Origin of the sequence: Siphonobacter sp. SORGH_AS_0500, assembly GCF_031453245.1 — a bacterium.
Classification (GTDB): domain Bacteria; phylum Bacteroidota; class Bacteroidia; order Cytophagales; family Spirosomataceae; genus Siphonobacter.
In genome coordinates, this window is the sequence record NZ_JAVIYT010000005.1 from 187,146 (window position 1) to 200,380 (window position 13,235).

5 protein-coding genes are annotated in these 13,235 nt (G+C 42.7%); 4 read left to right on the plus strand and 1 reads right to left on the minus strand.

Annotated elements, in window-relative coordinates; all coding sequences use genetic code 11:
* The first annotated feature begins 2,131 nt into the window (after nucleotides 1-2,131).
* From QE357_RS21655 to QE357_RS21670, 4 genes are all read left to right on the plus strand, one after another.
* The gene (locus QE357_RS21655; protein ID WP_307140602.1) at nucleotides 2,132-2,794 is read left to right on the plus strand and encodes an AAA family ATPase; all 663 of its coding nucleotides are present in this window, start codon (nucleotides 2,132-2,134) and stop codon (nucleotides 2,792-2,794) included.
* Nucleotide 2,795: 1 nt separating this feature from the next.
* Nucleotides 2,796-3,119, plus strand: a complete 324-nt coding sequence (locus QE357_RS21660) for a hypothetical protein (protein ID WP_307140601.1) — start codon at nucleotides 2,796-2,798, stop codon at nucleotides 3,117-3,119.
* Nucleotides 3,120-4,356: 1,237 nt separating this feature from the next.
* Nucleotides 4,357-5,316, plus strand: a complete 960-nt coding sequence (locus QE357_RS21665; RefSeq protein ID WP_307140600.1) for a replication initiation protein — start codon at nucleotides 4,357-4,359, stop codon at nucleotides 5,314-5,316.
* Between the two features lie 551 nt (nucleotides 5,317-5,867).
* A complete protein-coding gene (locus tag QE357_RS21670) occupies nucleotides 5,868-8,879 on the plus strand; it encodes a PA14 domain-containing protein (RefSeq protein ID WP_309712309.1) in 3,012 nt (1,003 codons plus the stop codon).
* Between the two features lie 104 nt (nucleotides 8,880-8,983).
* On the opposite strand, the gene QE357_RS21675 is transcribed toward QE357_RS21670, so the two are convergent.
* Nucleotides 8,984-12,919, minus strand: a complete 3,936-nt coding sequence (locus QE357_RS21675; RefSeq protein ID WP_309712312.1) for a two-component regulator propeller domain-containing protein — start codon at nucleotides 12,917-12,919, stop codon at nucleotides 8,984-8,986.
* Nucleotides 12,920-13,235 lie beyond the last annotated feature (316 nt).

The window sequence follows — 13,235 nt, forward strand, 5'->3', positions numbered from 1 at the left end:
CCTAATAAAGAACTATTTTTAGAACCTAATTTGCAACTATTCTCTAACTACAGATGGAGAGGCTTATAAGACTTGTTGAAAGAGCAAGAACTATACTAGGAACCTATTTTAGTTCTTAGTATAGAATCATTATAAGTTCTGACAATGGAACTGATTATAGTTGTAAAATACGTTAATGAAGGTATTTAAGTTAATGCACAGGATTACATCAGCTAATTAGGGTACGATTGTCAAACTTCCCTATTTTCCCTAGTTACGTTCTCCAGCAAGCCCCATTACCCTAGTCGCAACTATTACAGGACTTCTGGTTTGTTCCCTTATCCTATAAACCTTCTGTTTTATTAATACCTGTTGCAAGTATCACTGACCTTAAGCAAATCCTTCATTCAGGTCGCTGCATAAAATCATCGGAAAATCAATAATTGAATCAAGAGAGTCAGCCTTCTCAAAACTCAACAAAGCATGTATAGACGTATAATTCAATATTTTAGAATGAATACAGTTCTTAAATAAGAACTAAAAATGATTCTTTTTTAAGAACCTGATTTAGTTTCATTTATAAAACCTAAACAGAATATGGTATAAGTTCTAACCTGTGGTTTCTACACTTGTATTAAATGGGTAGGATAGCAACAGTCAAAATTTGAGTCTAAATAAAGGTCCCTTATTGCCCCCGAGAAGCCCCTCATGGTGCGAGGTTCCACCTGCCGTTATTCCAAGCTTTTCTTTTAGAGTAAAGGTATGCAAAACCATTTGTGTATTCTATTTACACTTTAGGTTCTATATCAGGTTCAAAAATTGGTTCCTATTTTAGAACCTGAATTATCTAAATTTCACTGTGTCAGTGATGAATAGGTATGGTTAAGGACTCTTATTATCGTACTGATACATTCATTTAAAAGAGTCATCCGATCTGTCATCCAGAGCGAAGCGAAGGAACTTACTTGCCTTTGCGAACCACTTGGTCATGAGGTACCTTAAAATCGGCTGAATCAGCTTCCTTCGTTCTAGACGACAGGCTTAGGATAATGACGAGTGGAACCTCACACCAGGAATCAAATTAGGTTCTAAAATAAGAACCTAATTTGATTCCTATCTTAGAACCTAACTTATAGAAATGGTTCGGATTACTAATGACTAGTTATAATCAACCGCTTTTATGGCCCAATAGATACATCCATTAAAAACAACCAAGCGTTTATTAAGCAATTTAACTACGCTAATCTATGATCAGCTAAGTTTCACTCCCTTAGGCATAATCTATTTCCGAAATAGTATGGTTCTTAATCAGGTTGTGAATTAAGAACCGTTTTTACTTCTTAACTTACAACTAGTTTAGTGGATATAACTTGAGTTATCTATACGCGTCATTCTACTAGCACATTTCTTTATAACATGATCTATCAATAAAAGCTCCTGATTAAGATCCTAATTCAATTCCTAGGTTAGATCCTGTCCGATGGAAATTGCTTGAGTTAAGGACGGATACTTGTTTTTACTTAAGGCATGCATTCTAAGATCAGGCCATCAGTGATTGATTAAGGTCTAAATTAGGTTCCTAATTTGATTCTTAATTCAGGCCCTGTCTCATAGCTAGCTTATAATGTCTATGTATGATAGAGAGATTATCATAAACTAGCTATGAGGTATTAAAGATAAGCTGTTTATAAAATCAAGGTTCTTAAATTGGAACTGAATAAAGAACCTATTCACTTCTTCATTCACACTTGGGTTGACGTAAGTTATCTAAACAACCAAAAGTCAGATGTATCATTGCATCATTGACATTCTTTGCAACTTATAATATAGACAAGAGAAGCTTCCTAAATAGGAACCAAATTTGGTTCTTGTCCTAAATTCTGATCACTAAAATTAGATCAAGCTATTTGCTTTAAAGTACGGTTCTTTATTACGTCGTGCATCATTCAATATAGTTGAAGAAAAAGTGAATAGTTGCAGTATAAGTTCTTAATCAGGAACCTAAATAGATACTTATTTTAGTTCTTTAGTAGTGTCTTCTATAATTCCTGATAAAATTTTCATAGGTTTGTAAAGTCAGGGAAAGGTTCTGTAATAAGAACTAAAACAGGAACTACTTTAGGAATTGATACAACAACCTATAACAGAACCAATGATTATCACAGTAGGAGGTACTAAAGGCGGAAGTGGCAAAACCACCGTAGCCACCAACATTGCTATTTTTCTTGCTGAACAGGGTCGAAAAGTGTTGCTGGTGGATGCGGATGAACAGGAAACCACAGCAGACTTCACGGAATTCAGACATGATACTTTTGAAGGACAAGTAGGCTATACGCTGGTCAAATTGAATGGCGATAAAATCTATACGTCTATCCGGGATTTGAGTGAAGTGTTTACCGATGTTATCATTGATACGGGTGGAAGGGATACCATTTCGCAACGGGCCGCTTTAACTGTATCAGATGTCTACCTCATTCCTTTTGTGCCTCGGAGTTTTGAGATGTGGACCCTGGCTAAAGTAGAGAAACTAGTGAGAGAGGTAAAAATGATCAATCCTAAACTAGTTTCGTTTTCCTTACTTAATCGGGTAGAAGCTCGTAGCCAATACGTAGAATCCTGGACGGATTATTTGAAGGCGTCGGAGGATATTCAGTTTTTGGAAGCTCAATTAGGGGATAGGGTAGTGTACAGCCACGCAGCGATTCGTGGAATGGGTATCAATGAATACAAGCCGAAGGACGCAGTGGCAATCCGGGAGTTTACGGATTTTCTGCAAAAGTTATTAGAACGAGTTCCTGTACCAACTCCCGCATAAAATGGCAAAGACAAAGTTACAGGTGAAAATGCCTACGAAGGAGGCACCCACATTCGACGAAAAAGCACTGGAATTTATTCATAAGGGGGGCAGTATATCATCCGAAGTACAGCCAAACCATGGCATAAGCAAACCGGAAAGTACCCCGGAGGAAGAAGCAGATCCACTCAAAAGTTTTACGCTGCAACTTCATAAAAGTGAACTGGATAACATCCAGAAGATTGTTAAATCCAAAAGTACCCGCCTTGAGAAGTTGTCCATCCGAAAGTATTTGTTGAAGGCTATCTACGCCCAACTGGAAAAGGACTTGAGTGAATTGCAATAAATAAGTGGGACTTGCAGATAGGTCCCACTTATCATTTCCTTTACTTTCCTTGCTGCCCACTTCCTTTTTCTATCATCCAAAGCGAAGGAACTTACTTGCCTGTGCAAAAATCACTTGGTCGTGAGGTATATATCTTAATAATCTTAAAGCCCTCCCATTTTACAGAAGTTCTCTCACTTCATTTGAAATGACAGTCTCCCTAGTTTAAAAATCTCTAAGCCATTGGTAATCGCTCAGTTATAGAGCTTCAGATACGATTACCCTCTTATTAGAGCAGCAATTGAACACCTGCTATTACCACAAATTGCATGAGATTTGAGGGCAGACAGGACTCTAGAGGCTAAATAGTTGATGCCATTTTAGTTATAGTTTTCAAAAAACCACAAATTGCATGAGGTTTTGCAAAAGAATGGCTACCATGTACAGGCCTAGATACCTGAGTATCAATGAAAACTTATTAATACAGGTAATTGAAAAACTACAAATTGCATGAGATTTTGATATATAACGAGATAGATAGTACTGTTTTCATAAAGAGAAGCCTATTTATACTACTGATAACCAGAGATTTATGAATGATTCACTACGAAAAAACCACAAATTGCATAAGCTTATGCAAGTGTCTGATTGCTAGATAGTTAATGATGATCTATTACCACAGATTGCATGAGGTTTTTGACAAGTTGGAATGAGTGTGAAAACTGAATCAGCAATCAATTTTCATCAGGAACTTATTCTTTATAAACTTTTAAAGCAGTAATTAATTAAAACACTGATAATCAATTTTTTATAAATGGGACTACCAGAGCAATACTGTTAAACTAAAAAATTAGTTCTCGCCTTCCTTCTCTTCTATTTGATATTCCCTTTTTCCTTTCAAAAATAAGCGTGCGGCGGAGCCGACGCAGGCCGAAAAAGAGCTTGGGCCAATCAATTGATAAAATGATATTATATTAATTGATTAATGCCGGACTGTGGATAACGTTTGTAAATTTCTGATAATCAGGATTTTAATATTTCGTATTACCACAAAATGCATAAGGTATTACCACAGAATGCATGAGGTATTACCACAAATTGCATGAGATTGCATAGGTCGTATTACCACAGAATGCATGAGGTATTGCCACAAATTGCATGAGGTGTATGGAAAAGGGATAAACAAAAACCACATATATTTTATTATTGTGGTAATAGTTATTACTTTTACCAACTTCTAGAACCTCAGGGCCTGCGTATGAAAAGTTTAATTAATATTAGTAATAGTCTCAACCTTACTAAACAGGAATTCACTACGGTAGAAAAGCATATTTTACTAATTACGCTGTTGCACCTGAAAAATCGGCAGGGTTTTGGAGTGAATATTGAGGAAAAGCTAGTGGTTTCTTTCCCGGCCACTGATATTAAAGAAACGAACCTGGTTCGGATCAAGGAATCTTTGGATAAAATTACATCAAGAAAAATCTTTTTTGATGAGTCTACTAAAAGTAAAGATTACTTCGGATACATCGTTCCTTTTACCTATGCCAATTACGAGGGTAGGGTAGGGGCCAGTTCTACCATTACGGTTGAGCTCAATAGTCGCTGTAATAAGCTGTTTCTGGAACTTGCCAACGGGTATACTACTACTGATTTGCAGACGATTCTTAGCCTCAAAAGCGTCCATGCGATCCGCATGTATGAGCTTTTGATGATGTATCGCAAGAAAAACGAATGGGTTATTGAGCTGGATCGGTTGAAGGGGTTATTAGGGCTTAACCTGACGGCTTATAAAAGCTTCACGGATTTTGAAACCCGGATTTTAAAGTACACTCAGAAAGAGCTTTCGGAGCATTGCAATTTGTTTTTTAACTGGGAAATTGCCGCTAAGGAGCGTAAGAAGATCACGTCCCTGAAGTTTAAGATTCAGGATGTCGACGGTATGGATCGGGAGCTGCTGGCGGAAGAAACCAGTAAAACCATTGACTATGTAAGTTCGCTGGGGGATATCGAAGTAGCCGCTAAAGTTCGGGCGGCCTGTTTGAAGTATACGTTTACTGAAAAACAAATTCAGTGGATTTTGGAAACGAAGGAACGTATCAGCGAGCTTATCCGAATTGATCTGATTGTAGAAGATAAAATCAGTAAAGGAAAACCACCGCGTAACAGAACTAAATACGTGGCCAAAAGTATGGGTTTTGATAAATTGAAGTTGTAGTGAAGTAACAGAGGTTATTACAGAGGAAAAATAGGTAATGTGATTGTTGATATTAAAACGTTATTATTATGTTATAAATCTGAATTAATTATATTATCTCAGTAAGATTTATGTTTCGTTCTTTATACACTGTACTTATTAACCATTCATGAAATAAAGTAACCCACCCTTATAAATTACCTAAAAGTATATAATCATCACATTTTAACGCTAATCATGGTTTCTGAAACCTTCATTGATTAAGAAGATGGATACATGAACGAACACCTCCCAATTGACCAAATACGTTCGCAAACCTAATAAGATCCTTCGCTTCGCTCTGGATGACAGGCTTGAGTAATAAGTACAGGTTATCCTTTCGAAAATAAACACAGGGTCTTTATAGGCTGGTTTTAGACAGTCTCTTCCAAATCAGCACCCTAACAATCACACACAACCTATTGAGAGGATATGATTTAAAATTGATTCTATCAGATCATCCCAACGTCATTTAAAGTCTGACCTTCGTAGACCTTAATACAAATGGAAATTATTTCGCCTCTTCAATTCCAATGAACCACTCGAAGTTCTTTGTGCTGCTTTCTACTGCCCTGCTAGGTGCCGTAGTGAGTGCAAGCACTGCTTTTATTCATCCCTCTACCCCTTTAGTCAAAAGCTCTAACCCGCCGATAGATCGCCCCAGAGAAGCCTGGGTGTTGCGATCGGTACTGGATAATCGACCTCGCATGTTGAGCGTTGCTCTGCACGATAAGCTCTGGTTGGCTTACAACACGCAAACCGCTTCCCTTTACAAAGCTTGGTTAGGAACCATTGATTTCAGCGGCCCCGTTTATACCTCTGCTCACGGGCCCCAACCCGTATCGGTGGGCGTGGCTTATATGCAGGAACCAGACGCGAACCCCTGGCGTGTTCTCACCAATGGAACCGAAGTTACTCCGGGTATTACCTACAAAGGTCATTCGATAGTCAATAACCAGGTAACCCTCAAGTATGAGTTGGATTATCAGGGCAAGAAAATTCTTATCGAAGAAAGTCCTGATTTTTTTGAGGCCGCAGGAGATCGAACCGGATTCAAACGAACATTCGTAACCAAACATATTCCCGCTGGTGTACAGGTTACCCTAAACCTGCACCTCAATTCCCTGCAATCATCCAGCGATTATCAAACCGATGGAACATTTACGGTAATGCAGGAAGGTACGGAAGAAATCGGCACGAGTACCTTCAAGTCTATTACGGGTAAACTGCTGTTAAAGGCCAATGATGAAACTCATTTCCAAACCAGTTTTACCGCCAAGCCCGCCACAAAAAATGCCGATGAACAAAAAAGTCAGGACCAACTGGTCAGTGATTTATTTGCCAAAAGCGATTGCAATACTTGCCATAACCGTGAGGTAAAAACCGTAGGTCCTTCGTACATGGCCATTGCCGAACGCTACGATAATACCGGAAAAAACAAGGAAGCTCTCATCACAAAAGTCATTAAGGGAGGGGCCGGGAACTGGGGATCTATTCCCATGACTCCACACCCGGACCTGAAGCGGGAGGACGCAGCAACGTTGGTTTCTTACATTCTGGATCTGGATGCAGACAAAGAAAGAAAGCGGGAAGAAGAGAAACTTATGCCTAAACCTGCGTATCCGGTAACGTTCAAGCCTCTGAACCCTGCGAAGGTGAGCCTTCAAACGGAACTGCCCGGCATGGCTATCAACGTTTACCAGTTCGGTAGCACCCTTTCTACCCTTCCTGAAATCAATGACGAAATGGCCCCGATTCAGTCCGGCTCTTTGAATGCCTTACACTGGGAGGATCAGGATTTTGGAACGCTCAAGACCAATTTTGTTATTCATGCCAGTGGACTGATGACCATCAAAAAAACAACCAATATCGTTTTTCGTCTTGTCTGCGATGATGGAGGACGCTTGTTTATTGACGACCAATTGGTGGTGGACAACGGCGTTAACCACGGGCTGAAACCCACCGATGGGGAGATTATTCTGAAACCCGGCAAACACGCTTTCCGAGTTGAATATTACCAGGGCGAGTACGGAAAAGGCGTTTCCCTGCAATGGAGACCTCATGGTTCGAAAGCCTTTGTGGTGGTTCCTCCCGCCGTTTTCACATTCAAGGGTAAAGACATCAAGAAAACCCAGCAAGGCATACTTGAAGTTAGCAAGGACGAAGTACCGGGAGATCAGTCTCCACTGACGGCTGTACATCCCAGTTTTACGCTGACGCAGGCCCGACCCGAAGCCTTTAAACCCAGAGTGGGTGGGATGGACTTTCTTCCCGATGGGCGAATGGTGGTAAGCACCTGGGATTCACTCGGCTCGGTTTATCTGATTGACTCCAGAAAAGCAACGAATCCCCAGCAGATTCAGGTGAAACGCATCGCTTATGGCTTAGCCGAACCGCTGGGCATTAAGGTAGTAGACAATGAAATCTACGTCATGCAGAAACAGGAGCTGACAAAACTTGTGGATTCCAACCATGATGACCTCATTGACGACTACCAAACCGTATGCAATGGCTGGAAAGTATCCGCTAATTTTCACGAATTTGCTTTCGGACTGGTTTACAAAGAGGGATATTTCTACGGTACGCTGGCTACGGCTATTAATCCTGGGGGAGCCAGTACGCAGCCTCAGATTCCAGACCGTGGCAAGGTGGTTAAAATAAATCGGAAGGATGGCTCTTTCTCGTTGATTGCATCGGGACTGAGAACGCCCAACGGGATTGGATTGGGCGTGGATAATGAAATATTCATCGCAGACAATCAGGGAGACTGGTTACCCGCCAACAAAATTGTGCATCTGCAACCCGGAGCCTGGTATGGTTCCCGATCCGTAGATTTCGCAGGTACGGCCCGCCTGAAAGAAACCTTACCCGTGGTTTGGTTAACGCAGGACGAGATTGGTAACTCGCCTAGTCAGCCCGCCCCGCTGAACGTGGGCCCTTATCAAAATCAGATGGTTCATGGTGATGTTACGCACGGCGGTCTTAAACGGGTCTTTGCCGAAAAGGTAAACGGATCTTACCAGGGAGTTGTATTTCGCTTCACCCAGGGACTCGAAGCTGGCGTGAACCGACTGGCCTGGGGACCGGATGGATCACTGTACATAGGTGGAGTAGGTTCAACGGGTAACTGGGGGCAGACGGGTAAGTTAGGCTATGGTCTACAAAAGCTAACCTTCAACCAGACACCTACGTTTGAGATGCTTGCGGTACGGGCCCAGGCGAAAGGTGTTGAAATTGAATTTACGGAGCCCTTACCGAAGGGCACGGGTGAAGCCTCAACGGACTACACCATCCGTCAATGGTGGTTTAAACCTACAGCTGATTACGGCGGTCCGAAACTGAATGATGAGCGTTTAACGATTAAAAACATTCAGGTTTCAGCAGATCGGAAAAGGGTATTTCTTGAATTACCGGGTATGCTCAGTAAGCACGTGGTGTATATTCGTTTGAATAGAAAAACCATCGTTAGCAGCACGGGTAAGAACTTGTGGACTACCGAAGCCTGGTATACGATGAATGCTATTCCCGGTCAGCCCGCTCAGTAGGACATCCTACGTTAACTAACTTTACTACTAGCGAAGCCGCTTATCCTTGTTCAGGGTATAAGCGGCTTCGCTTTTTAATCGTAAAAATCTGCGATAAAGTCAGGTTACTTTTTTTTAAGCTCACCCATGTACTGACTCGGTGTAATTCCAAATTGTTTCTGGAAGTCTCTGGAAAAATTAGTCGGTAAGCTATATCCTACCAAAGCTGCAGCTTCATTGACTTTGTAATGACCGGTTATAAGCAATTCGGCGGCCTTTTTAAGTCGGGCCAGATTGATTAACTCGTTCGGGCTTAAATCCGATAGCCCTTTGATTTTTCGATAAAGCGTCGGACGACTCATGTTCATCAACCTTGATAACTGATCAACGTTGAGTTCCATATCCAGAATATGATCGTAAATGACCTGATGCAGTTGTTCCAGAAAAACCTTATCCGCGGGTGTGTGGGCCATGCCTTTAAAAGGCGTTAGCGGAGAACGGGCGAAATATTCTTTGACCCGATTACGGTTGGATAACAAGCTTTCAATCTGGGCTTCCAAATGCATCACTGAAAAAGGTTTTTCCAGATAAGCGTCCGCCCCGACCTCCAGTCCTTGAACTTTCGACTGAATGGAGGTTTTAGCCGTCAACAGAATCACGGGAACGTGGCTATACTCCAAATCTGATTTAATGGCCCGGCATAGCTCAATGCCATCCATCACGGGCATCATGATGTCACTAATGACCAGATGAATCGTTTCCTGCTGTAAAATCTCCAGAGCCTGCTGACCCTCATAGGCCGTCAGAACGTTGTAACGTTCGCTGAATTCCTGCTGAATGTATACACTGATTTCCCGCTGGTCTTCCACCAGTAAAAGCGTCGATTTTAACGGGTCCAGCTGCGGAGCTTTCGGTTCGTCTTCCGTCACAATGCTTTCCGCCATAAAATGCTGAAAGTCCATACTATGTTCCTGATGGATGGGAAGACTCAGGCGAAAGCAATTCACGTCGGGTCGATCCATTTGTAACGTTAATTCGCCCTTATGAAGCTGGGTAAGCGTACGCGAAAGAGACAGGCCTACCCCCGTTCCCGGTTCATGATCGGTTTCCTGAATACGGTAAAAAGGTTCGAATATCTTGTCCTTTAAGGCGGCGGGAATCCGATACCCATCATTGCTGACCTCAATGCGAAACTGCTCGTCTTCACTGCCGAAGGGCAGTAACTTCATCAGAATCGAGGAATCTGCGTATTTAATGGCATTACTCAGCAAATTGCTCAGAATTTTTCGCAGAGCTTCTTCATCAACATAGGCATGAAGTGTGATGCGGGGTAATTCGAGTCGGAAGGTAAACTTGCGTTCGTCCGCGGCGGGCTTAAACCAAATCCACAGTTCGTTTAACAACGCATTGATGTCAGTATTGGCGAAATGAAGCTGAATATTCTGGGCCTCCGCTTTCCGGAAATCCAGTAATTGATTGGTCAAGTCAATAAGGCGATGGGTATGTTTTTTCATCATTTGCAGGCTTTCGTGTAGAAAAGGGTCTTGTACAGGCCGGGATAACAATTTATCCAGAGGTAATTTGATTAGGGTTAAAGGGGTACGAATTTCGTGGGCTACATTGGTGAAAAATTCAATTTTACTGGTGTAAATAGCCCGCTCGGTTTCTATCTCAAGCGACTTCATCTGCCGTTTATTTTTCTCCGTAATAGCCAGATAATAGTACCTGAAAATGACCAGTATAATGGCGAGTATCAGACTGGCATACAGCAGATAAGCCCAGGGAGTAGCCCAGAAAGGCGGCAGAATGGTCAGGGCTAGTACCGTTTCGCGGGGATTCCAGATCCCATCATTATTCGATCCTTGTACCCGAAAACGATACGAACCAGCGGGCAGATTGGTATAATAGATTTTGCGGTTATTCGTCAGATGAATCCAGCTCTGATCTACCCCTTCCAGCATGTAACGATACTGATTGATCTGAGGGTTGGTATAACTCAAGGCCGCCACATCCAGACTAACGTTGGAATGACCGTGCGATAAAACAATTTTCGAGGTAGAGGTAATCGACTGTTGCAGGATCGAATCTTTAGCCCCAATGCCCACTTCCTGATTATTTACCTGTAAACCCGTGATGTAAACAGGTGGCGTAAAGCGATTGGTCTTAAAGAAAGAGGCCGGGTTCCAATGAACCAATCCCTTCACTGTACCGAAATAAAGGCTACCGTCGGTGTCTTTAAACGATGAGTTATAGTTAAACTGTTCCGTGGGTAAGCCGTGAGCCGTAAAGTAATGCTGCCATTGATTTCGCTGAGGGTCAAAGCGGGCCAGTCCCCGCCCCGTCGAGATCCACAACCCATCAAAGCGGTCTTCTTCGATGCGGAAGATCTGGTTATCGGGCAGTCCGTTTTCAATGGTGTAATGCGTAAACTGGTGTCGGACAGGATTATAGCAGGTTAGTCCTCCTTCGCAGCAAATCCAAAGCTGACAGTGCCTATCTTCATAAATGTTGGTAATGTAATTGGATCGCAGGCCCGACTGCGTGCTGAAATGACCTTGCTTTCCGGTTCGTTCGTTTACGTAATACACGCCGTTGCCGTAACTCCCTACCCATAGCGTTCCATCACCCGATTCGTGAATGGTTTGGGTTTGGGCATTGAAAAAGGGAACCGGGATGAAATCATCCTGTTGGGGACGGTATTGAAAGAGCCCATTCCAGGTACCTACAAGAATGGTTCCGTTGCGGCGTTTGTAAAGCGTAACGATGAAGTCGCTGGTAAAGTGGCCGGGTTGGATGGACGAGCGATAACGTCGAATGATTTTCTCGGTTTTCAAATCCATCACGTCCAGGCCGTGTTCCAGGGTTCCAATCCATAACCGGGAACCATCCACCAGCAGGCCATGAATGTTAGGATAGCTAAGGCCGGCGGGACCTTTCCCCGGCAGAAAGGACCGAATCTGCCCGGTTTTCAAGTTCATTTTGTTTAACCCCGCATCTTCGGTGCCAATCCACAAATTCCCCTGATTATCTTTCTGAATGGCATGAACTACGTTACCACTAAGGCTATTCTGACCCGGTAAAGGCTGGTACTTGGTAAAACGGGTTAGGTGATCAGAATAGTAATTAACACCCCCAAACGAAGTACCTAGCCAAATGCCTTTTTCACGATCCTGATAGAGACAGGAAATGACATTATCGGTCAGCGAGTAAGGGTTTCCAAACTGTTTTTGCTCCTGCGTTAACTGCCCCGTCTGACTGTGATAAATGAAAAGACCAGATTCAGTGCCAATCCAATACTCACCGGGGGACTTTTCCATCATGGAATTAATCCGTATTTCTAACGATTCATTCGTACTAAGGGGATGAGTGGTTTGACGATTGGGTTGATAAACAGAGACCCGACTGCCTCGACGCATGATTAGGGTCGTGTCGCCAATGGCGAACATGAAATCAATACGGGAAAGCGTGGCCAGAGGTATATTCCGAAAGCGATTTTCGCGGGTATTGTATTGAAGCAGACGACCTTTTTCCGTAGACACCCAGACGGTTCCCTGCTTGGAAATGTGTAAAGCAGTGGCCTGATCCTCCGCGAAGGGATATGCGTGCAGCTTTGCCCCATCGTAACAGTACAGCTTGTACCCGGCAATAATCCAGATCCGATGCTGTACATCCATTCCCAGATAGCGAACTTCCTGGGCAGGAATGGCGGTAAAACGCGTAAAGGTTTCTTTCTGAGGATCGTATCGATAAATCCCTTTGAACGTTCCGACCCAGAGTTGTTTCTTTCTATCCTCACAAAGGCTCAGGATGGAGTTACTGCCCAGGCTCTGCGAGTCACTACGGGAATGACGAAAGACTTTCACGGCATGGCCGTCAAAACGGTTGAGTCCGTTGCGACTGCCAAACCACATGAATCCCCGATGATCCTGAAGAATGCAGGTAATGGTATTACTTGACAAACCATCGGCCACCTGATAAGATTTGAAATCAGAAACCATCGACTGACCCGAACCAACCGTGTCCCACAGCAGGAAAATACTTAAAAAAAAGAAACGCCTCATATACGCACGATGCAACGAATAACTAAAGCTACAAATCCGATTTTATTTAATAGAAGCAGTGAGACGATTTGAATCAAAATTGAGACGCATAGATTCAGGGTACTGGAAAGCAAAAGGTTACTTTGCAGAATACTATTTATTGTATAAATGATGCAATACAACTTTACTACTTCTACGCCGGAAGGTCCCTGAATAAGTTATTACCCGTTAAAAGATGGGCTTGCTGCTTGTCCTGCTTAACCTCTACACTTAACATTTCACACTACATGCTCTTGCAATTACCTTGCTTAAGCCTGGGCCGCCGATGGGGCGGCCT

Excerpts from the sequence above, each read along its gene's own strand:
- QE357_RS21675 (WP_309712312.1), bottom strand. The coding sequence starts at position 12,919 with ATGAGGCGTTTCTTTTTTTTAAGTATTTTCCTGCTGTGGGACACGGTT.
- QE357_RS21655 (WP_307140602.1), top strand. The coding sequence starts at position 2,132 with ATGATTATCACAGTAGGAGGTACTAAAGGCGGAAGTGGCAAAACCACC.
- QE357_RS21660 (WP_307140601.1), top strand. The coding sequence starts at position 2,796 with ATGGCAAAGACAAAGTTACAGGTGAAAATGCCTACGAAGGAGGCACCC.
- QE357_RS21665 (WP_307140600.1), top strand. The coding sequence starts at position 4,357 with ATGAAAAGTTTAATTAATATTAGTAATAGTCTCAACCTTACTAAACAG.
- QE357_RS21670 (WP_309712309.1), top strand. The coding sequence starts at position 5,868 with ATGAACCACTCGAAGTTCTTTGTGCTGCTTTCTACTGCCCTGCTAGGT.